The 21,407-nt window shown below is 60.4% G+C and carries 19 protein-coding genes; 10 read left to right on the forward strand and 9 right to left on the reverse strand.

From position 1 onward, the window contains the following. The first annotated feature begins 325 nt into the window (after positions 1–325). Together JMV15_RS07435 and JMV15_RS07440 are read left to right on the forward strand one after the other, a co-directional pair. Positions 326–856 (forward strand): GNAT family N-acetyltransferase, encoded by a 531-nt coding sequence (locus JMV15_RS07435; RefSeq protein WP_014718643.1) that lies wholly within the window; start codon positions 326–328, stop codon positions 854–856. Between the two features lie 143 nt (positions 857–999). After that, on the forward strand, positions 1,000–2,403 hold the full coding sequence (locus JMV15_RS07440) for an MFS transporter (protein ID WP_038450321.1): 1,404 nt from the start codon (positions 1,000–1,002) through the stop codon (positions 2,401–2,403). On the opposite strand, the gene JMV15_RS07445 is transcribed toward JMV15_RS07440, so the two are convergent. Beyond that, positions 2,390–3,235: an alpha/beta fold hydrolase gene (locus JMV15_RS07445; RefSeq protein ID WP_014718641.1), complete on the reverse strand. Its 846-nt coding sequence runs from the start codon at positions 3,233–3,235 to the stop codon at positions 2,390–2,392. The two genes, JMV15_RS07440 and JMV15_RS07445, sit on opposite strands and share 14 nt — an antisense overlap. Continuing rightward, complete coding sequence (locus JMV15_RS07450) at positions 3,232–4,215, reverse strand: DMT family transporter (RefSeq protein WP_014718640.1); 984 nt, start codon at positions 4,213–4,215, stop codon at positions 3,232–3,234. The genes JMV15_RS07445 and JMV15_RS07450 overlap by 4 nt, the downstream gene beginning before the upstream one ends. A 92-nt stretch (positions 4,216–4,307) precedes the next feature. On the opposite strand from JMV15_RS07450, the gene JMV15_RS07455 reads away from it, so the two are divergent. Further along, a complete protein-coding gene (locus JMV15_RS07455) occupies positions 4,308–5,216 on the forward strand; it encodes a LysR substrate-binding domain-containing protein (RefSeq protein WP_014718639.1) in 909 nt (302 codons plus the stop codon). A gap of 30 nt (positions 5,217–5,246) precedes the next feature. On the opposite strand, the gene JMV15_RS07460 is transcribed toward JMV15_RS07455, so the two are convergent. Further along, a complete protein-coding gene (locus JMV15_RS07460) occupies positions 5,247–6,539 on the reverse strand; it encodes a PQQ-dependent sugar dehydrogenase (RefSeq protein ID WP_201491326.1) in 1,293 nt (430 codons plus the stop codon). Further along, complete coding sequence (locus tag JMV15_RS07465; protein WP_014718637.1) at positions 6,536–6,961, reverse strand: DUF2231 domain-containing protein; 426 nt, start codon at positions 6,959–6,961, stop codon at positions 6,536–6,538. The genes JMV15_RS07460 and JMV15_RS07465 overlap by 4 nt, the downstream gene beginning before the upstream one ends. Before the next feature lie 727 nt (positions 6,962–7,688). Here JMV15_RS07465 and JMV15_RS07470 point away from each other — a divergent pair. Genes JMV15_RS07470 through JMV15_RS07480 form a run of 3 tightly spaced genes read left to right on the forward strand, consistent with a single transcriptional unit; the run spans position 7,689 to position 9,404 of the window. Further along, the gene (locus tag JMV15_RS07470; RefSeq protein ID WP_014718636.1) at positions 7,689–8,168 is read left to right on the forward strand and encodes an AAA family ATPase; all 480 of its coding nucleotides are present in this window, start codon (positions 7,689–7,691) and stop codon (positions 8,166–8,168) included. Further along, complete coding sequence (locus JMV15_RS07475) at positions 8,165–8,962, forward strand: nucleotidyltransferase domain-containing protein (protein ID WP_014718635.1); 798 nt, start codon at positions 8,165–8,167, stop codon at positions 8,960–8,962. The genes JMV15_RS07470 and JMV15_RS07475 overlap by 4 nt, the downstream gene beginning before the upstream one ends. After that, positions 8,955–9,404 carry an NUDIX hydrolase gene (locus tag JMV15_RS07480; protein WP_038450317.1) on the forward strand — a complete coding sequence of 150 codons (450 nt, stop codon included), beginning with the start codon at positions 8,955–8,957 and terminating at the stop codon, positions 9,402–9,404. The genes JMV15_RS07475 and JMV15_RS07480 overlap by 8 nt, the downstream gene beginning before the upstream one ends. A 62-nt stretch (positions 9,405–9,466) precedes the next feature. Here JMV15_RS07480 and JMV15_RS07485 read toward each other — a convergent pair whose 3' ends face one another. Then, complete coding sequence (locus tag JMV15_RS07485; protein WP_014718633.1) at positions 9,467–10,027, reverse strand: cysteine hydrolase family protein; 561 nt, start codon at positions 10,025–10,027, stop codon at positions 9,467–9,469. 145 nt (positions 10,028–10,172) lie between these two features. Between JMV15_RS07485 and JMV15_RS07490 the strand changes: the two genes are divergently transcribed. Beyond that, on the forward strand, positions 10,173–12,371 hold the full coding sequence (locus tag JMV15_RS07490) for an OsmC domain/YcaO domain-containing protein (RefSeq protein ID WP_014718632.1): 2,199 nt from the start codon (positions 10,173–10,175) through the stop codon (positions 12,369–12,371). A gap of 122 nt (positions 12,372–12,493) precedes the next feature. Here JMV15_RS07490 and JMV15_RS07495 read toward each other — a convergent pair whose 3' ends face one another. The 4 genes from JMV15_RS07495 to JMV15_RS07510 all read right to left on the reverse strand — a co-directional run bounded on the left by JMV15_RS07495 (position 12,494) and on the right by JMV15_RS07510 (position 17,007). Beyond that, positions 12,494–13,660 (reverse strand): cystathionine gamma-synthase, encoded by a 1,167-nt coding sequence (locus JMV15_RS07495; RefSeq protein WP_014718631.1) that lies wholly within the window; start codon positions 13,658–13,660, stop codon positions 12,494–12,496. Further along, a complete protein-coding gene (locus JMV15_RS07500; RefSeq protein WP_038450313.1) occupies positions 13,657–15,033 on the reverse strand; it encodes a pyridoxal-phosphate dependent enzyme in 1,377 nt (458 codons plus the stop codon). Before JMV15_RS07500 ends, JMV15_RS07495 begins: the two co-directional genes overlap by 4 nt. Before the next feature lie 248 nt (positions 15,034–15,281). Continuing rightward, positions 15,282–15,764, reverse strand: coding sequence for a VOC family protein (locus tag JMV15_RS07505; RefSeq protein WP_038450311.1), 483 nt, complete (start codon positions 15,762–15,764; stop codon positions 15,282–15,284). Positions 15,765–15,822: 58 nt separating this feature from the next. Further along, complete coding sequence (locus JMV15_RS07510; protein ID WP_020302295.1) at positions 15,823–17,007, reverse strand: MFS transporter; 1,185 nt, start codon at positions 17,005–17,007, stop codon at positions 15,823–15,825. A gap of 94 nt (positions 17,008–17,101) precedes the next feature. On the opposite strand from JMV15_RS07510, the gene JMV15_RS07515 reads away from it, so the two are divergent. The 3 genes from JMV15_RS07515 (at position 17,102) to JMV15_RS07525 (ending at position 21,355) form a co-directional block, all read left to right on the forward strand. Continuing rightward, positions 17,102–17,995, forward strand: a complete 894-nt coding sequence (locus tag JMV15_RS07515; protein ID WP_038450309.1) for a LysR family transcriptional regulator — start codon at positions 17,102–17,104, stop codon at positions 17,993–17,995. A 1,512-nt stretch (positions 17,996–19,507) separates the two neighbouring features. Further along, entirely contained in the window at positions 19,508–20,722 is a 1,215-nt protein-coding gene (locus tag JMV15_RS07520; RefSeq protein WP_038450305.1) for an aldose 1-epimerase family protein, read from the forward strand. 117 nt (positions 20,723–20,839) lie between these two features. Further along, a complete protein-coding gene (locus JMV15_RS07525; RefSeq protein ID WP_038450303.1) occupies positions 20,840–21,355 on the forward strand; it encodes a GNAT family N-acetyltransferase in 516 nt (171 codons plus the stop codon). The last annotated feature ends 52 nt before the right edge of the window (positions 21,356–21,407 follow it).

A 21,407-nucleotide genomic window follows, 5' to 3' on the forward strand; every position in this document is an offset into this window, starting at 1 on the left:
GCCCGCACAGGGGATCTGGGCCAGGCGCAGATTTTGTGGGTAGTACATGACCCATGTGGGAGCTGGCTTGCCTGCGAAAGCGGTGGTTCAGTCGAAGATTCAGTGACTGGCACTCCGCTTTCGCGGGCAAGCCCGCTCCCACAGGGGATTTGTGCCAGGCGCATAACCGATGTGGGAGTTGTCGAGCCCCGGCGAGGCTACGAAGGCGGCGGTACTGTTGGCAGTTGTGTTGCCTGAACTGTCGCCATCGCGGCCTCGCTAAAGCTCGAGCGCTCCCACAGGGGAATTGTCATTGTTAGTCAGGCAAAGCAGGGAAGTCATTTAAATGCCAAGCAGTCATTCACGCCTTACCTACCGCCAACCACGGGCCGCAGACGTTCAGCGATTGTTCGCGATCTTCGGTGATCCACAGACCAACTTGTTCAATCCTGCCGGCCCGCTGCCCAACCTAAATGCGGCACAACGGCTATTGGATCACTGGCTGGAGCAATGGACCTCCCAGGGCTACGGCTGGTGGGCGATTGCCTGCAAAGAGAGCCCCGAGCACATCATCGGGTTTGGCGGCATTGCGCCACTTAACTACCTGACGCAGCAGCGCATCAACCTTGGCTATCGCCTGGCCGTCGAGGCCTGGGGGCAGGGGTATGCCACTGAACTGGGGCGGGATGCCCTGGCGCTGGCGTTTGACACGCTATCTCTACCGGAAGTCTTCGGGTTAGTGCGACCCGATCATGCTGCGTCGATCCGCGTATTGGAGAAGCTCGGCATGCAACGTTTTGGCCTGCTGGATGATGTACCCGGCCAAGCGCCCAGCCTGGTGCTCAGGGTTTGTCATCCTACAACTGCACAAGCCTGACATTTTCCTATTCCGCGTAAATCCTCGATAAGCGGCAATCTTTGCGATTGACACTGCGTGGGCGTCTCGCTATAAAACTCGCAGTTGTACGACGACATATGACGTTACATATGTCCTACCTAACAAAAATAAAAAGTGATGCCATGAATCTGAACGAGCCCATCAGTGCCCTTCGTGTCGGCCAGGCGGTCGGCAGCTATCGCTGGACGATCTGCGCGATGTTGTTTTTCGCGACCACGGTCAATTACCTCGACCGCCAGGTGCTGAGCCTGTTGGCACCGCAACTGTCGACGCAGTTTGGCTGGAGCAACACCGACTACGCCAACATCGCGGCGGTGTTCCAGTTCGTCTACGCCATTTCCATGCTGTTTGCCGGGCGCTTCGTCGACAGGATCGGCACCAAGGCCGCCTATGTGGTAGCCATTGGTATCTGGTCCACCGGCGCGATCATGCATGCGTTTGCGGTGCCGATGGGCGAGGGTATCGCAGCCGTCAGTGGTGCCATTGGCCTGGCGGTGATCCCGGTGTCCATTGCCGGTTTCATGCTCTCAAGGGCTGTGTTGGCGATTGGCGAAGCGGGTAACTTCCCGATCGCGATCAAGGCCACTGCCGAATATTTCCCCAAGAAAGAACGCTCCCTGGCCACCGGTATCTTCAATTCCGGCGCCAACGTCGGCGCGATCCTGGCGCCGATCTGTGTCCCTCTGATTGCCGGCCTGTGGGGTTGGGAGGCGGCGTTTATGGTCATCGGCATGCTGGGTTTTGTCTGGGTAGCCGTGTGGGCCGCCGTTTACGAAAAACCGGAACAGCAAAAACGCCTGTCACCTGAGGAACTGGCCTACATCCGCAGCGACCAGACCGTACAACCGTTTACCCCGGCACCGACGGGCACCGCAGGAAAGAAAGTCTCCTGGTTCAAACTGTTGACCTACCGCCAGACCTGGGCGTTTGCCTTCGGCAAGTTCATGACTGACGGCGTGTGGTGGTTTTTCCTGTTCTGGCTGCCCACCTACCTGTCTGCCCAATACGGCATGAAAGGCGCCGATATCGTGATGCCGCTGGCGGTGCTGTACAGCATGACCATGGTCGGCAGTATTGGCGGCGGCTGGTTCCCCAGCTACTTCATGGCGCGCGGCGATGCCCCCTATGACGGGCGCATGAAAGCCATGCTGGTGATTGCGCTGTTCCCGCTCGTGGTGTTGCTGGCGCAGCCGTTGGGTTACCTCAGCTTCTGGGTGCCGGTGTTGCTGATCGGTGTGGGCGCTTCGGCACACCAGGCGTGGTCATGCAACATTTTCACCACCGTGTCCGACATGTTCCCGCAGAAAATCGTGGCCTCGGTGGTCGGCATTGGCGGCATGGCCGGTGGCCTGGGCGGCGTGCTCATGACCAAGATCGGCGGCTGGGTGTTCGACTATTACAAGTCCATCAACGACATCCATACCGGCTACATGATCATGTTTGCCATCTGCGCCCTGGCTTATCTGGTGGCCTGGAGCGTGATGAAGACGCTGGTGCCGCGCCACAAGGAAATCACTGATCTGTGACGCTAGCTAGAAAGGTCATCAAGGCAGCGACGATGACCTCGGGCGCGTCCTCTTGCACCAGATGCCCCGCACGCGGGACGCGCAGGTAGCGTGCACCTAATCTACCTGCGAGCGCGTCGCCCTGTGCCACGTTGATCCATTGGTCTTCTTCGCCCCAGAGCAGTTGCACCGGGCAACGCAGCTCGGCGAGCCGCTCTTCAATCTGGTCGGTATAGCGCTGGTCCATCTGTGCAATCTGGCGATAGAAGGCGGGCTGGCCTACCTCGCCTGTCCAGGGCGTGACATAGGCGTGCAGCACCTCGGCAGGCAGCGGCGTGAAGGCGGCGCCCTGTAGATAGGCACGCACAATCGCCTCATGGATATAGGCCGGCGCGTCGCTGAAGGCCTGTTCATGGCGGCGCACATGCTGCACCAGCGGCGAACCCCAGGGCGCCATGGCGACGGGGTCGATCAAGGTCAGGCTGGCATAGTCGCAGCCATCAAGCAGATGCGTGCGCAGGGCCGTGGCGCCGCCAAAATCATGGGCGAGCACATGGGGGCGTTCCAGGCCCCAATGGTGTAGCAGGGCGTCGAGCAACAGGTTTTGCACGCCCAGAGACACGTCCTGGCCCGGCGCCTGATCAGACTGGCCATAGCCAAGCAGGTCGTAATAGAACACGCGGTACTGCTGGGTAAACAAGGGCGCGATACGCCGCCACACATGGGAAGAGAACGGCGTGCCATGCACCATCACCAGCGCCGGCCCCTGGGTACCCAGCTGGCCCCAGCGCACAGTTTGATTGCGAAAGTCAAAGGTGTGGGGCAGTGCCAGTGCGTCGTTTGAATGGGTCATGGTTGAATCTCCCCGAAGGTCTGATGGGTTGTGGCGGGTTTTGCCTGCGCCAGGAGGGTACGAACCGCCATGACCACACCGACGAGCACGGCAGCCAGGCCCACGGCTTCCATTGGCGTCGGCCAGCGCCGGTGAAAGCCTAGACCGAGCAGGCTGGCGAAGAGTGATTCCAGGGCAATCAATTGGCCACTCAGTACCATGGGCAGGCGCCGCGTTGCCGCGTTCCAGGCCCAGGCGCCGACCACCGTGGACATCACCGCGATGCCCAGGCTCCAGGCATACAGCGGCCATGCCTGGTTCCAGCCCGCGCCAAGGGTCGGCAACCGGAACAAGCCCAGCGTGTATAGCCACGGCAGCAGGCACAGCGCCGCGCCGCCTGCGCCTACCAGCATCAAGGCGGTCCACAGGTCGGTTGCGCGGGCAGGCAGGCGTGCCAGTTGCTGTTGATTGATGACGCTGAACCCCAGCCACACGGCCACTGCGCCCAAGGAGAAACACAACCCCGCCAGCCAGGAACCGGTGCCGGAGGCGGGCAGGTGGAGGCTGCTGACTGTCGCCAGCAACAGCCCCACAGTGAGGCAGGACAACGGCATCACCAACTGGCGCCATTGCAGGGTCTTGTGACTGGCGTTGCCTATCAACGCCAGTAGCACCGGGACCATGCCGACAAACGCTGGCGTCAGCACCGGGCCGCCGAACATCACACCGCCAGCAATGCACACGCCATAACCGAGGCAACCCAGTGCGCCCAGTGCTGCGGCGAGCAGGCACTGGCCGCAGCTGAGTGCACTCAATTGCGCCCTGCACACCATCATCCCGGCGATGCCCAGCCCACCGGCCATCAGGAACCGCACGGCCATCAAGTCGTAGAGGCTGTAGACGCCGGTGACGTAGGGCGCAATGAAGTTCAGCGCCCAGCCCAGGGTGGCGACAACGGCCAATATCACACCGGTAAAGAGTGAGGCGCGGGCGGTGGTCATCAGGCTGCTCCATGAAGTGAGGGAGTCATGGTGCCCAGCGCGGCGGGTGTGCTACAAACGAGTTTTCAGCCTTGGATGCATAACCACAGATTATGAATGCACTTGGCAAAACCTTACCGCCGCTGGCCAGTTTGTTGCCGTTTGAAGCGGCGGCGCGCCTGGAGAGTTTCTCCAAGGCGGCCGATGAATTGCACATTACTCAGGCGGCTGTCAGTCGGCAGATTCGCGGGCTGGAAGACAACCTGGGGGTCAAGCTGTTTTGTCGGCGCAACCGTGGGGTGTTCCTGACGCAAGAAGGGCGTGAGCTGGGGCGGGTGGTCAGCCAGGCCTTGCAGAGCATCAGTGAGGGCGCGGTCAGCCTGAGAACATCGCCCCAGCGCAATCGCGTGGTACTGCTATGCCAGCTATGCGAGGCGTTCTATTGGTTGATGCCGCGTCTGGCGACCTTCCACCAGCAATACCCGCAGATCGAGATCCAGGTGGTGACCTGTACGCGGCCGATCACCCAGTTCGACGGGCATTTCGATGTGGCCCTGCAAAGTACCCGGCGCGCCAGTGGCAGCCATACGTTGATGTTCACCGCCTCCGACGAGGTGTTCCCGGTGTGCAGCCCCGGCTACCTCTGCCCGGAAAAGCCGTTAGCGCTGACTGAATTACAGCCCTGTACATTTCTGCACCACAGCTCCGAGCCGCCGCACTTGATGGAATGGGATGAGTGGCTGCAGATGTTCGGCCACACGTTGCCCAGGGATGCGCGCAGTGCCACCTTCGACAGTTACCCGCTGATGTTGCAAGCTGCCGTGGAAGGGCACGGTATCGCCATGGGTTGGCGTCGTACCGCAAGCCGGCTGATAGAGAGTGGGGCGCTGGTGCGGCTCTGCGCAGAAAGCGTGTTTTTGCCCGAGGCTATTTCGGTCTACAGGCAGCAAGGGACGGGCAGTCGGGAGGAGATTACGGCGTTGTTGGCCTGGCTTGACGCACAATTGCAGAGTGACGGCTGACAGGGGCGTCGCAGCCCCTGTCATCTGCGGTTATTGGTTACGCGTGACGCGCCAAATCGTATTGGCCAAGTCGTCGGCAATGATCAGCGCGCCTTTGGGGTCCACCGTCACCCCCACTGGACGCCCACGGGTCTTGCCGTCGTCGCCGCGGAAGCCGGTGGCAAAGTCGATGGGCTCGCCCGCCGGTTTGCCGTTGCTGAACGGCACGAAGATCACCTTGTAGCCCACTGGGTTGTCACGGTTCCAACTACCGTGCTCGCCGACAAACGCGCCGTCAGCGAATTTTTCACCCATGGCAGGGATGGAGAAATCCACGCCCAACGCGGCCACATGGGAGCCCAGGCTGTAATCGGGTTTGATCGCCGCAGCCACCTTGGCCGGGTTTTGCGGTTGTGCGCGGGGGTCGACGTTCTGGCCCCAGTAGCTGTAGGGCCAGCCGTAGAAGGCACCTTCACGCACCGATGTCAGGTAGTCTGGCACCAGGTCGGGGCCGAGTTCATCGCGCTCGTTGACCACGGTCCACAGTTGCCCTGAGCCCGGTTGGATGGTCAGCGCCGTCGGATTGCGCAGGCCTGTAGCGTAGGGCTTATGCGCACCGGTGGCGGCATCGATCTGCCAGACCATTGCGCGGTCGATCTCCACTTCCATGCCGCGTTCGGTGATGTTGCTGTTGGAACCGATGCCCACATACAGCTGACGCCCGTCGTCACTCACGGCCAATGACTTGGTCCAGTGATGGTTGATCTGCGCCGGCAGGTCGGTGACTTTGACGGGCGGGGCGCTGGCCTTGGTCTGGCCGTCGGCGTGGTCAAAGCGCACCAGTGCGTCCTGGTTGGCCACATACAGTTTGCCGTCGGCGAATGCCAGCCCGTAGGGAGCGTTGAGGTTGTCGGCGAATACCGTCTTGAGTTCATAGGTGCCGTCACCGTCGGCGTCACGCAGCAGCGTAATGCGGTTGCCGCCCTTGACCTTGGTGTTGCCCTGGGCCTTGATCACACTGGCGATCACGTCCTTGGGCTTGAGCTTGGCCGCACTGCCGCCACGGCCTTCGGCCACCAGGATATCGCCGTTGGGCAGCACCAGGGTCTGGCGCGGGATCGCAAGGTCGGTGGCGATGGCGGTGACGCTGTAGCCTTCGGGTACCTTGGGCTTTTGATCGCCCCACGGCGTGGGCTCGGCAATCTTCATGCTCGGCAACAGGCTGCTTTGTTGTTCGGGCAGCTTGGGGTCAGGGCCGCGTGCCTGGGTCTTGTCACCTTCGCCGCCACAGGCACTCAGCAACAGGGCGGCGCTGAGCAGGGTCAGTGTGTTGAGTGGTTTCATCGGGCAGCTCCTGAGCGCAGGTTGGTCAAGCCGATCCAGGTGGCGACAATCGCCAGCACGGTGACGATCGCCGACAGCACCAAGCCGGTGGGCATCATGGCGTAGGCGTCCTTGGCATGCTGGAAGGCATTGACCAAGCCAAGCACCCAAGTGCCCAGCAACAACAGGAAGTACGCCACCGGGCGCCCGCCCTTGTGTTCGGCACGCACCAGGTTGACCAGCGCAAACAGCAGGGCAAAACCACAGAACACCAGCGCCCCGGCGATCAGCCAGGAGGCAAAATTGGCCCATTGGATCTGGTAGGTCTGGCCGTAGGCGATATCACTGAGCAAGGCCCCGAGAAACAACGGCACGGTGCCGGCAAGCAAAGTCCCGTGCAACGGCCCAGGCCTGACGACGGGGTAAGTGGAGAGGGTAGTCATGTTGGTGGCGGCTCCTTATCGTTCTGCACCCTGGGCTCAGGGCGCGCTGACTTCGCATAGGAAAGGAGCATGGCATTTGCAAGAAAGTTCACTGGGAGGGCGTGTCGAGGTGTGTTTCGATCCGGCGTTCCCCTGCATATGCATAGGTATCTACACAATTTTGGTGCGACGCTGAACCTGTGGCGAGGGAGCTTGCTCCCGTGACGGCCTGACAGCCGGCGTCGATCTAACTAACGCGCCGCGATTCAAATGTGGGAGCTGGCTTGCCTGCGAAGGCGGCCTAACAGTCAACACAGTTGGACCGGGTACATATCCGTTATTTAGGTAACGGCCACCTAGGGTTCCGCCCTGACGGCGGCTCACTTTTGAAAAGCGCAAAAGTAAGCAAAACGCTCTTGCCCCACCACTCGGCACCTCGCTTGGGCTCGGTGTGCCCGTAATCCGCCAGTGATTTGGGGGGCCGCCGCCACGCGCCATCCATGGCGCGTGGCGGCTAAACCGGCATCCCTGCCGGTTTACCCCCCAAATCCCTGTCGAATTCCGGCCAACGTGGTTTAACGGGGCGCCTGAGATCAAGATCACAAGCAGAGCAAGAGCGGCTCGCTTCGCATCGTGGTTACCGTCTGCTGCTACAGCCCACAACGTTATATAGATACCTATGCCTGCATATGTTTACCACAGCGGCTATATGACTCATTCTTCCTGGCCCGACATGAGGAATCGCGTTATGCCCACCCTGCATCTGCTCTGCGGCAAGATCGCCGCCGGCAAGTCCACACTCGCCAAGACCCTGGCCGCCGAGCATGGGGCCATTGTGCTCAGTGAAGACCAGTGGCTGGCCAATCTCTATCCCGGCGAGATCCAGAGCATTGCCGACTACCTGCGCTGTGCCCAACAGGTTCGTGGGGTACTTGAGCCGCTGGTGATCAATCTGTTGGCGTGCGGCGTCAATGTGGTGCTGGATTTTCCGGCCAATACCCTCGCCAATCGTCAATGGTTACTCGGCCTGGCCCAGGCAGCCAAGGTGCCGCACTGCCTGCATTACCTGGAGCTGGATGATGCCACCTGTCGTGCGCGCCTGCATGCGCGCAACGCTCGGGGTGAGCATGATTTTGCCGCCACCGATGCCGAGTTTGACCTGATCACTCGCCATTTCAGTGTGCCGAGTGAAGAGGAAGGGTTGGTGATTGAGGTGCATCGCCCGTGACTACCCAAAAATCTGCTGGCATCGATGCCGACGGCTATATCCTCACCGTCGTCGATGGGCCTATACAACCCCAGTTCCAGCCCCTGCTGACGGACATCTGCGCTACCTTGTCCCGGCCTGAGCTGGGGCTGCACGGGATTTACCTGTATGGCAGCATCGCACGGGGCGAAGGTGAGATCGGCATTTCTGATCTTGACCTTTCCCTGATACTGGTGGAGCCACCGGATGCGCCCGTGCTTGAACAGTTGGAGTCAGCCCGACTCGCCTTGGAGCAACGGCATCCGAGCGTCACCAAGATCGACTTCGACATCGGCCACTGCGCCCAAGTGTTGGCGCCTGAAAACCGAAACAGTTGGGGTTTCTGGCTCAACCATCATTGCCGCTGTCTCTGGGGCGAAGACCTGTCACTGCACGTCGAACCGTTTCACCCGTCCCGCGCCATCGCCCTGGCGGTCAACGGCGATTTTGAACAGGCGCTCACGACTTACCTGGTGCGCATTGAACAGGCCAGCCCTGAACACACGCGGCTTGGCCTGCAGCGGGAAGCATCACGGGCCTTGATCCGCGCCACCCACACCCTGCGAGCGGAAGATGCGCAAACCTGGCCGCAAACCCTGGAAGACTACGTCGGGCTGTTTGTTCAGCATTACCCGACCATGCGCGTGCAAATCGCCTACTTCCTGTTTGAGGCACGCAACCCGAGCGCCGAGGGCGAGGCATTTACGACACGCCTACGGACGTTTCTGAGCTGGATGGTTTCGGCTTTTATAGAAAGGAATCAATCAGATGCGTGAACGCAAAGCCGCACGATTACTGGTCATAAACCCTGCGCAGCAAGTGTTGCTGTTTCGCTTCGTGCATAAAGACGGCGCCCTGACCGGCCAGGATTACTGGGCCACGCCGGGCGGTGGCGTGGAGGCCGGGGAGAGCTTCCACAGCGCCGCGATTCGTGAGTTGCGCGAAGAGACTGGGATCACGGTGAGCAGCGTCGGGGAATGTGTAGCAGAGCGCGACGTGACCTTGATGCTGCCCTGCGGCGAAACGGTGCTGGCGGTTGAGCGGTACTTCGTTGTGCATGCGCCCAGCGAGGCGTTATCCAGGGCCGAGTGGACGCTACAGGAGACCCAAGTGATGGCGGATCATCGCTGGTGGTCGGCAGAAGCGTTGCGCGCCACGAGCGATACGGTATGGCCGCAGGCGTTACCGCAAATGCTGGAGGATGCCGGGGTGTTTTAACCGTCCAGGCCGGCAAGCGGTCGCCATCGTGCGTTTGCCCTGATGCATGTCTGCATTGCTCATTAATGACTGGCCAGGATTTCACTCGTTTGGAACACCCTTGCATAGTCCATCGCCAAGTTACTGAGCGACAGTGCATGCACATCCTCTGCGGCCCACAGCCGCCCCGACAAGTCGGTTTGATCGAAGGTAAAACACGCATCCGCCGCCACGATCACGTCGAACCCCAGGTTGCCGCCCGAGCGTGCGGTGGATTCCACTGAATTGTTGGTGATGACCCCGACGATTACCAACTGCTGGATCGAGCGCAGGTGCAGCCAGCGCTCCAGGCCCGTGGCGCTGAACGCATCTGGTACGTTTTTTTCAACCACATGCTCCTGGGCCAGGGGGTGCAGCGCATCCTGGAACTCACAGCCGGGCTGGCCTGGCCGGAACACTGAAGCGGCAGAGCGGGAGATATGCCGCACATGAATGATCGGGCGTTGCGCCTGGCGCCAGGCATTGAGCAATTGCTGTATGCGCAGCTCGGCGTCTGGGTTGTTGCGGCGGCCAAGGGTGGGATCGGCCATGCCTTTTTGCATATCGATGATCAACAATGCGGCGTTAGTCGCTATCGGTTCCATGGCCTGTCCTGGCAGAGGTGAACATTATCTAACTGGTTGGAAGTTAGCACCGATCGGCAGCCCATATGCAAATCCCTGAGACTTCCCGGCGAAACGCTTCATAATGGCGGCCAATTTGTTTAGCTCGTTATTCTGGTGTGCCCGCATGGAAATTAAGGTCAACTTTCTCGACAACCTTCGGCTTGAAGCCAAGTTCGATGACTTCACGGTCATTGCCGACCAGCCCATCCGCTACAAGGGCGACGGTTCGGCACCGGGGCCATTCGACTACTTCCTGGCTTCGTCGGCGTTGTGTGCGGCGTACTTTGTGAAGTTGTACTGCCAGACGCGCAATATTCCCACCGAGAACATTCGCCTGTCGCAGAACAACATCGTCGACCCGGAAAACCGCTACAACCAGATTTTCAAGATCCAGGTTGAATTGCCCGCAGATATCTCCGACAAGGACCGCCAAGGCATCCTGCGCTCCATCGACCGCTGCACCGTGAAGAAAGTGGTGCAGGCCGGGCCGGAATTCGTGATTGAGGAAGTCGAGAACCTCGACGCCGATGCCCAGGCGCTGTTGATGCCCAACTCCACGTCCGCAGCAGGCACCTACATTGCCGGCAAGGACCTGCCGCTGGAGCAGACCATCGCCAACATGTCGGCGATTCTCGCGGGCCTGGGCATGAAGGTCGAGATTGCCTCGTGGCGCAATATCGTGCCCAACGTGTGGTCGCTGCATATCCGCGACGCCCATTCGCCGATGTGCTTTACCAACGGCAAAGGCGCGACCAAAGAGGGCGCGCTGGCGTCGGCCTTGGGTGAGTTCATCGAGCGTCTGAACTGCAACTTCTTCTACAACGACCAGTTCTGGGGCGAGGACCTGGCCAACGCGCCGTTCGTGCATTACCCGGACGAGCGTTGGTTCCAGCCGGGCCCCAACGATGAGCTGCCGAGTGAAATCCTCGATGCCTACAGCCTGAAAGTCTACAACCGCGAGGGCGAGCTGCGTGGTTCACACCTGTTCGACACCAACTCCGGCAACGAAGCCCGTGGCATTGTCTCGCTGCCGTTCGTGCGTCAGTCCGATGGCGAGGTGGTGTATTTCCCGTCCAACCTGATCGAAAACCTCTACCTGAGCAACGGCATGAGCGCGGGTAACACCTTGGCCGAAGCCCAGGTGCAGTGCCTGTCGGAGATTTTCGAGCGGGCGGTGAAGCGCGAAATCATCGAAGGCGAATTTGCCCTGCCGGACGTACCGGCCGAAGTGCTGGCCAAGTACCCGGGCATCCTGGCGGGTATCGAAGGCCTGGAAGCCCAGGGCTTTCCGGTGCTGGTCAAGGATGCCTCCCTGGGCGGTGAATTCCCGGTGATGTGCGTGACCTTGATGAACCCGCGCACCGGCGGCGTGTTCGCCTCGTTCGGCGCGCACCCGAGCCTGGAAGTGGCACTGGAACGCAGCCTCACCGAGCTGCTGCAAGGCCGTAGCTTCGAAGGCTTGAACGATCTGCCGCAGCCGACCTTCGAAGGCCAGGCGGTCACCGAGCCGAACAACTTCGTCGAGCATTTTATCGATTCCAGCGGCGTAGTGTCGTGGCGCTTCTTCAGTGCCCAGTCGGATTATGAATTCGTCGAGTGGGACTTCTCCGGCCAGGGCGAAGACTCCAACGCCCAGGAAGCCGCCACGCTGTTCGGCATCCTCGAAGGCATGGGCAAAGAGTCGTACATGGCGGTGTATGAGCACCTGGGCGCTACTGCCTGCCGCATCCTGGTGCCGGACTACTCGGAAATCTACCCGGTGGATGACCTGATCTGGGACAACACCAACAAGGCGCTGTTTTTTCGCGAAGACATCCTCAACCTGCACCGCCTCAGCGAGGAGGAGCTGCAGGCGTTGGTCGAGCGCCTGATAGAAAGTGAGCTGGACGACTACACCGATATCACTACGTTGATTGGCATTGAGTTCGACGACAACACCGCGTGGGGCCAGTTGACCATCCTGGAGCTGAAACTGCTGATATTCCTGGCGCTGAAGCAGTATGAAGAGGCCAAGGAATGCGTAGAGATGTTCCTGCAGTACAACGACAACACCGTTGAGCGCGGCCTGTTTTACCAGGCGATGAACGCGGTGCTGGAGATGGAACTGGATGAGGACCTGGAACTGGCTGACTACGAGGCCAACTTCCGGCGCATGTTTGGCAACGAGCGCATGGACGCGGTGATCGGCTCGGTCGACGGCAGTGTGCGCTTTTATGGGCTAACGCCGACGAGCATGAAGCTGGAAGGCCTGGACCGGCATTTGCGCCTGATTGACAGCTACAAGAAGCTGCATGCGGCGCGGGCCAACATTACCCAAGCCTGATACACACTGATCGTTCCCACGCTCCGCGTGGGAATGCAGCCAGGGACGCTCTGCGTTCCCAAGCGTGACGCAGAGCGTCACCGAATGCGTTCCCACGCAGAGCGTGGGAACGATCATGGCGGTTAGATGTGGGCCAAGGCTTGCGCCAGATCGGCGCGCAAATCCTCCACATCTTCAACCCCCACCGACAAGCGCACCAGCCCATCGCCAATCCCCAATTGCGCCCGCGTCGCCGCCGGGATGCTGGCATGGGTCATGATCGCCGGGTGCTCGATCAGGCTTTCCACGCCCCCCAGGCTCTCGGCCAGGGCGAAGATCTTCACGTTTTCCAGAAAGCGCGTCGCGCCGGCCAGGTCGCTGTTCAAGTCCACTGAAATCATCCCGCCAAAGCCGCGCATTTGCTGCTTGGCCAGGTCGTGCTGTGGGTGGGATTGCAAGCCCGGGTAGTGAACCCGCGACACTTGTGGCTGTTGTTCCAGCCAGGTGGCCAGGTCCAGGGCATTGCTGCAATGGCGCTCCATGCGCAGCGCCAGGGTTTTTACCCCGCGCAGGGTCAGGAAGGCATCGAACGGCCCGGCGATGGCGCCGATGGAGTTTTGCAGGAAGCCCAGGCGTTCGGCCAATTCAGCGTTATCACCGACAACAGCGATACCACCGATCACATCAGAATGCCCATTGAGGTATTTGGTGGTGGAGTGCACCACGATGTCGAAGCCCAACTCCAGCGGGCGCTGGATCCAGGGGCTGGCAAAGGTATTGTCGGCCACGCAGATAATCCCGCGGGCACGGCAGATGCGGGCCACGGCGCGCAGGTCGGTCAGGCTCAGCAGCGGGTTGCTTGGGGTTTCGACCCAGACCATGCGCGTGTCGTCCTGCAATGACGCTTCAAACGCCGACAAGTCGCTGAGGTCGACATAGCTGAAGCGGTGCCCGGCACTGCGCTGGCGCACCTTGTCGAACAGCCGGAAAGTGCCGCCGTACAGGTCATTGCCCGAGACGATATGCGCGCCAGCATCCAGCAGTTCGAGCACGGTGGAGATCGCCGCCAGCCCCGAGGCAAATGCAAATGCCTGGCTGCCGCCTTCAAGGTCGGCCACGCAGCGTTCCAGGGCGAAACGCGTGGGGTTATGGGAGCGGCCATAGTCAAACCCCTTGTGCACGCCGGGGCTGTCTTGCAGGTAGGTGGAGTTGGCGTAGATCGGCGGCATCAGCGCGCCCGTGGTCGGGTCGGGTGACTGCCCGGCGTGGATCACTCGGGTGGCAAACGCGCTTTTATCGGGCTGGCTCATGCAAGGGATCTCCGTAGGTGGTTAAGCAGGTCGACGCGGGTGATCAGGCCATGAAAGCCTGCGGCGTCGGCAATGATGGCGACCAGGCCGCGATCCAGTTCAGCCTGCAGTTCGGCCAGGCTGGCGTTGGGGGCCAGGGTGTGCAGGGTGTTGGTCATGGCGCTGGCGACGGTCATGGAAAAATTTGCGGCGTCGTGGTGCAGGCCCAGCAGGATGTCGGACTCGTCGATCACGCCCACCAGGGTCTGGCCATCGACCAGCACCGGCAGTTGCGACACGTCCGCCAGGCGCATGCGCTGGAAGGCGGTGAGCAGGGTGTCGTCGGGGCTTACGCTGATCACGCGGCCGTCTTCGAAGCGGCGCGCGATCAGATCGCGCAGGTCGCCGTAGTGTTTGTACTGCAGCAGGCCCGCGTCGTTCATCCACTGGTCGTTGTAAACCTTCGACAGGTAGCGCGTACCGGTGTCGCAGACGAAGGTGACCACGCGCTTGGGCTCGGTTTGCTCGCGGCAGTAGCGCAAGGCCGCGGCGAGCAGGGTGCCGGTGGATGAGCCGCCGAGGATGCCTTCGGCCTTGAGCAATTGGCGGGCGTGGTCGAAGCTGTCGGCATCGCTGATGGAGTAGGCGTGGCGCACGCTGGACAGGTCGGCGATCGAGGGGATGAAGTCCTCGCCTATGCCTTCAACGGCCCAGGAACCGGGGGTTCCCAAGGTGCCGCTGCGGCTGTATTCGGCCATCACCGAACCGACCGGGTCGGCCAGCACCATGGCCAGTTCGGGTTGCACGCGCTTGAAGAAACGCGTGAGGCCGGTGAGGGTGCCGGCCGAGCCGACGCCCACCACAATCGCGTCCACATCGTGCTGGGTCTGCGCCCAGATCTCCGGTGCGGTACTGGTCTCGTGGGCCAAGGGGTTGGCCGGGTTATTGAACTGGTCGGCGAAGAACGAGCCCGGAATATCCTTGGCCAGCCGTGCCGCCACGTCCTGGTAATACTCAGGATGGCCCTTGCCCACGTCGGAGCGGGTGATATGCACCTCGGCGCCCATGGCCTTGAGGTGCAGCACCTTTTCCGTGGACATCTTGTCGGGCACCACCAACACCACCCGGTAGCCCTTGGCCCGGCCCACCAGCGCCAGGCCCAGGCCGGTATTGCCGGCGGTGGCTTCAATGATGGTACCGCCCGGGCGCAAGCGACCGTCGCGTTCAGCGGCGTCGATCATCGCCAGGCCGATGCGGTCCTTGATGGAACCACCGGGGTTTTGCGATTCAAGCTTGAGAAACAGCGTGCAGGGGCCGGTATCGAAGCGGCTGACCTTGACCAGCGGGGTGTTACCGATCAGTTCAAGTACGGCAGGGCGTGAAGGCGTGGGCATGTCGTCTCCTGGTTATGGGATGGACGTAGGGCGGGGGCAGCAAAAAAACAGCATGGCTTGGAACATAGGCCGGTATCGCCCGTGTCGCAACCGGGCGTCCGTTGTATGACTTTTTTTGCCGCATGGGGGAGGGCGCGCAATCCAGATGTGGGAGCTGGCTTGCCTGCGATGGCGGTGGTGCAGTTGGCATTTGTGCTGCCTGACCCACCGCCATCGCGGCCTCGCTAGGGCTCGAGCGCTCCCACCGTTCAGTTCCCGGCAATGGCGGCTTCGATGGCAGCGATGTCGATCTTGGTCATGGTCATCATCGCTTCAAATGCACGCTTGGCGACGGCAGGATCTTTACTGGTAACTGCTTCGACCAACACCCGCGGCGAGATCTGCCACGACAGCCCCCACTTGTCCTTGCACCAACCGCAAGCGCTCGCCTGCCCACCGTTGTCGATGATGGCGTGCCACAAGCGGTCTGTTTCCTCCTGATCCTCGGTAGACACCTGAAAGGAAAACGCCTCACTGTGCTTGAACAGGGGGCCGCCATTGAGGCCCACGCAGGGGATACCCAGTACGGTGAATTCCACAGTCAACTCATCACCCTGCTTGCCGGATGGGTAGTCGCCAGGCGCACGGTGTACGGCCTTTACTTCGCTGTTGGGGAAGGTCTGCGCGTAGAAGGTCGCTGCCTCCAGGGCATCGCCGTTGTACCAGAGGCAAATCGTATTCTTGTTGTTCATCGCAAGGCTCCTCGGGTTGAAAGGTGCATGAAGTCTAGACGAACAACCTGCACGCTACTCAGGCTTGCACCGTCTCCCGGCCAGCGCGTGCGTCGGCCCGCCGCGAACGCCAGCTCAGCCCCAATACCATCAGCAAGCCCAGGCCCGCCATCAGTGCGCCTGCCAGGGAAATGGCCGGGTAGCCCAGCCCGGCATTGATCACCGCGCCACCCAATGCCGCACCAATCGCATTGCCAAAATTGAACGCACCGATGTTCATCGCCGAAGCCAGGTTAGGCGCATCTTTGGCGGCCTCCATCACCCGCATCTGCAGCGGCGGCACCAGGGCAAAGCTGGCAGCGCCCCACAGCAGGATCGACAGCGCAGCGGGCAACGGCCATTGCATAAGCACCGAAAAGGCCAACAGCACGGCAATCAACACCACCAGCGAGATGATCAAGGTGCGGTCCACCGAGCGGTCCGCTGACTTGCCACCCCACACATTGCCCAGGGTGAGGCCGATTCCGAACAACACCAGCATCCCGGTGACGAAATTGGTCGAGGCATGGGTGACATCGCGCAGAATCGGCGCGATGTAGGTGAATACCGTAAACATCGCACTCGAGCCCACCACGGTCAGGGCCAGCGCCGCCAGCACCGGCCCGCGACCCAGCACACGGATTTCCGCCATCAGCCCGCCGCCTTTGGGCGCCGGCGCATTGGGCAAGGCCCACCACAGCGCGGCCATGACCACCGCGCCGAGCCCACTGATGCCCCAGAACGCAGTACGCCAACCAAAGTTTTCGCCAAACCAGGTCGCCAGGGGCACGCCGCCAATGGTTGCCAGGGTCAGCCCCATGAACATCGCCGCCACAGCGCCCGCGCGCTTCTCGGGCGCCACCAGGCTTGCGGCCACAATTGAGCCAATCCCGAAGAACGCTCCGTGATTGAGCGACGTCACCAGCCTGGCGATCATCAGCGTCTGGTAGTTGCTGGCCAACGCCGACAGCAAATTACCCAGGGTAAAAATCGCCATCAGCCCTATCAGCAGATAACGGCGGGGCACCCTGGCCGTCGCCAGGGTCATGATCGGCGCGCCAATCAACACGCCCATGGCGTAGGCGCTTACCAACAGCCCCGCAGCAGGAATGGAGACGTCAAGATCAGCGGCGATACCGGGCAACATGCCCATAGGGGCAAACTCTGTGACCCCGATGCCAAAGGCACCGACGGACAATGCTACAAGGGGGGGATTGATACGCATGGGTGACTCCTCATCTGTGAGCCAAATGCTACAATCCTGCCTTTTGCAGCAGTAGCCCTTGGTTGGGAACTACAGCTTTGCGCAGGAGGCACAAATGGACATCGGCGGGCGTTCGGGAGAGATGGAAGTGTTCACCATGGTCGCCGAGCACGGCAGCCTGTCGGGCGCGGCCAGGGCCTTGGGGCTGACCCCATCGGCCATCAGCCGCATCATTACCCGCACCGAACAGCGCATCGGCACCCGTCTGCTACTGCGCACCACCCGCGCCATCACCTTCACCGCCGAAGGCGAAGCCTACCTGCGCGGCGCCCGACGCATCCTCGCCGACATGGCCGAAGTCGAAGACGCCATCACCGACCAGGGCGCCCCACGCGGACGCTTGCGCGTCAGCGCCGCACTGGCCCACGGCCGCATGACCATCGTCCCCCTGATCGCCGCCTTCAGCGCCCGCTATCCCGCCATCGTCGTCGACCTGATGCTCGGCGACGAAGTCGTGGACATCCTCGGCGGCCAAGCCGACGTCGCCATCCGCTTCGGTCCCCTCGCCGACAGCCCTCTGACTGCTCGCCTTATCGGCTCTACCGGGCAGGTTATCGTTGCTTCACCGGACTACCTGGCACGGCATGGCACCCCCGTGACGCCGCAGGATTTACTGCAACACAACTGTCTGCGCTTCAACTTCCGTAGGGCGGCGCCGGATTGGCCGTTTCGGGTGGAGGGGCGGGAGTTTTCGTTGAAGGTGGCGGGGACGATTGAGGGGAATAGTGGTGAGGCATTGGCGCAGTTGGCGAAGCTGGGGGCGGGGGTGGCGAGGATTGGGGCGTTTAGTGTGGTGGAGGAAGTGAGACGGGGGGAGTTGGTGGTGTTGTTGGAGGAATTTAATCCTGGGGATGTGGAACCGATTCATGCGGTGTTTGTGGGGGGAGGGGCGATGCCGGCGCGGGTTAGGGCGTTTGTGGATTTTTTGGTTGAGAGGTGTGGGGGTTGAGGGGAGGGATTTTTGGGGAGGAGGGGGCTGACCGGCGGATTTCGGCCCAACGCTGCCCCTCACCACGGGCCACAATCGGCCAAAACGAAACGACCTTGAAAACTCCATGAGTCTTAAAATTTGAACAACTAATTTTTGGCTAGTCATTTTTTCTCCTACCGAAATAAGCGCTTGAGAAATTAGCCAGATACCAGTAAGTCAGCGCAAACCCATACCCCAAAAATATAGATATCCCAGTGGAATAGATCACTTGAATGAACGTTGACTCATAGATGCACATCCTCGTGCAATTGGGCTCGGTCGGAGGCGTAAAGGTAAAGAAAAATAGTCCAACGCAAATCATCACCACTCCTGGTAATGCTTTCAGATGACGCCTCCACCCGGTAAGTGAACCAACATACATTTCCTGGTAGGGCTTCCATCGCGCGATAAGAAAGGCGTAATAAAAGCTAAACATCCATGCCAGTAAAAATATTAATTGTGTGGCTTGAGGAAATGACGATTTTTCGGACCAAACGTTAATCGACGAAATAGTGGCTCCGGCGATCGTGGCAAGCTCCGCCACCCATTGAACCCCCATAACGTCCCCACTGTATCCTCCAAAAACTATTACAGACGTGAACAATAATGGAACCCAAACCATCCACCTTTGGTAAAAAGCATCTCGGGCAATTCCCCGTACAAGCTTCGATGTTGATGGATTATGCATACGCCCTCCTTGGCCGCCTTATCAATGTTCTCGGTCGTCGCGTAGGTGTTCGTTCATTTCGCTGCCAAAAGTGCAAGGGCAGAGAGGTTAATGCTAGCCTGTGCCTGGGCAACGAATGCGGACATTCTTATGAGAGGGTATTTCAGCAGACACTGTATTTGAAAATTCGACGAGCGCTGTAAACACGACAGTGGCAGAAAAACCCTTTTCATTTTCCAGCTCCATCACAAAGAAAAAAAGTATTTCTTCAGCGTAGTTTCCTCCCGAAGGTAGCGCCACTTCGTGACCCCTGTACGGCGGGTGGTTTGAGCGCGACGGGACTTTGAATACCCTCGTTGAGCAAGCACGAATCATGCAGGCTTTTTAGGGGCCACGATGGACCGCTTTTGGCCGATTCTGTTGAAAAAGTCGGCTATGGCTTCCACTGCAGAAAAGTACGCGCTTGAGATTGAAATCTTTACTTTGAGCAGAGGATTCCGGGCTCGGATTTCGCGTAGCTGCACGCAAAAAAAGCATTTTTAGCAGGCAGTGCGTGGGCAGTCTGGAAGAACCGACTTTTTCAACAGAATCGGCCGTTTGCAGCCAATGAGTCAACGCAAGGTTGTAACCGGCACGGATGGACCAAAGCTCATACACCGCCCACTCGCGTTTTCGTTCCAGCCTGCCCGCAAGCGCATTGCCTTGACCTCCTTACCTGTTCCACCTTGTTCATGACCTTTTCCCACACTGTCGCGTGTTTTAAGCTTGCTGAAACGTTTCATCGAGTTTATAAAGCGCAAACAACTCCAATAAAGGCCACCGCCATGATCCCGCTCAAACTCCTCGTCGCCCTCAGCGCATTCTCTGCCGCCTCCCAAGCCCTAGCCTGGGATTACGTGCTGCTCGATACCGACAAAGCCGCCCAGAACTGGCAGGTCACCAGCCAGCAGCTCGGCATCCAAACCGACAAGCCCTTCAGCGTTACCCTGCGCACCCTGCACGGTGGTCGGCAGGAGGGTGTGAGCATCGTGGATATCGACAACGGCACGATGAAGCTCTCGGTAGTGCCGACCCGTGGCATGAACGTGTTGCAGGCGTCGGTTGGCGATGTGCGGATGGGCTGGGATTCGCCGGTCAAGGAAGTGGTTAATCCTTCCTTCATCGAGCTCAATGGCCGCGGTGGTCTGGGATGGTTGGAAGGTTTCAATGAGCTGGTCACCCGCTGCGGCTACGAATGGGTCGGGCACCCTGGTATCGACAACGGCGAGCTGTTGACCCTGCACGGGCGGGCGGCCAATATCCCTGCGAACAAAGTCACCCTGCATATCGATGAAAAACCGCCGTACGCCATCACCCTGCGCGGCGAGCTGAAAGAGCAGGCGTTCAAGAAGGTCGATTTTTCTGTTGCGACCGAACTGGTCACCGAGCCCGGCAGTGTGGTGTTCGCTCTCAACGACACGCTGACCAACAATGGCGATTATCCGAAGGAATATCAGGCGCTGTATCACAGTAACTTCAGCACCCCGTTCCTGGAGCAGGGCGCGCGTTTCGTTGCGCCGGTGAAGCAGGTGTCGCCGTTCAATGACAAGGCCAAGGGCGAACTGGCCGACTGGCAAACCTATCGCGCACCGACCAAGGACTATGACGAAACGGTTTACAACGTGGTGCCGTATGCCGATGCCAAGGGCGATACCTTGACCGTGCTGCATAACAAGGCCGGCAGCCTGGGGGTTTCGGTGGGTTTCAATACGCAGACACTGCCGGTGTTTTCGCTGTGGAAGAACACTGATACCCAAGGGCAGGGCTATGTCACGGGGTTGGAGCCGGGGACGAGTTTTTCCTATAACCGTCGTTATCAGCGGCCACTGAACCTGGTGCCTACGATCGGGGCGAAGGAACACAAGCAGTTCCGTATCAGCTACAGCTTGTTGGCGGATCAGGCGGCTGTTGAAAAGGCCTTGAAGCAGGTCAGCGAGATTCAGGGTGGGCGGGAGACTGAGGTGCGGCAGACGCCTTTGGTGGATCTGACCAAGGGGTGACATGGGCTGGAGCCTTCGCGCGGGCCCCGGCGTTCTTCATCGACGCCGGAACCCGCGCCCTGCAACTGTCATCGATGGGCATGCATACTGAAATAACCGTATTTCAGGAGCCTATCCGTGATTCGCAGAGCATTACCCGCCGACGCGAAGGCCATTGCCCAGGTGCATATCAGCAGTTGGCAAGACGCCTACCGTGACCTGATGCCCGCCCAGTTCTTGAGCGGATTGCAAGTAACGCTTGCTCGGCGCGAAGCCCATTGGGCTCGCTCGCTTGCCTCGGGTGAGTCGACGGTATGGGTTGCCGAGGTGGGCCAGCAGATTGTCGGCTGGATATCCGTTGGCGCCAGCCGTGACGAAGACGCCGTGCAGGCCAATGCAGGTGAGGTCATGGCCATCTACGTGCTCGCCGAGCATTGGTACTCCGGCGTCGGGCTGGCCTTGTGGAATGCCGGCCTGCAAGACCTGTTGGCGCAAGGCTATGAGCGTTTAACGCTGTGGGTCTTGGCCGGTAATGAACGGGCTATTCGATTTTATCGCCGGGCGGGGTGTGTCGAGGAGGCCGGGACTGAGCACCATCTTGAGAGGGGCGGTGTGGCGCTGGTGGAGGTGAGGTATGGTTTGCGGTTGAGATAGCATAGGTATCTACGCAACTTGGGCATCAGTTGAATCGTCGTCGGCTGCCCGG

The sequence above is a fragment of the Pseudomonas paracarnis genome (genome assembly GCF_904063055.1).
GTDB classification, from domain to species: domain Bacteria; phylum Pseudomonadota; class Gammaproteobacteria; order Pseudomonadales; family Pseudomonadaceae; genus Aquipseudomonas; species Aquipseudomonas paracarnis.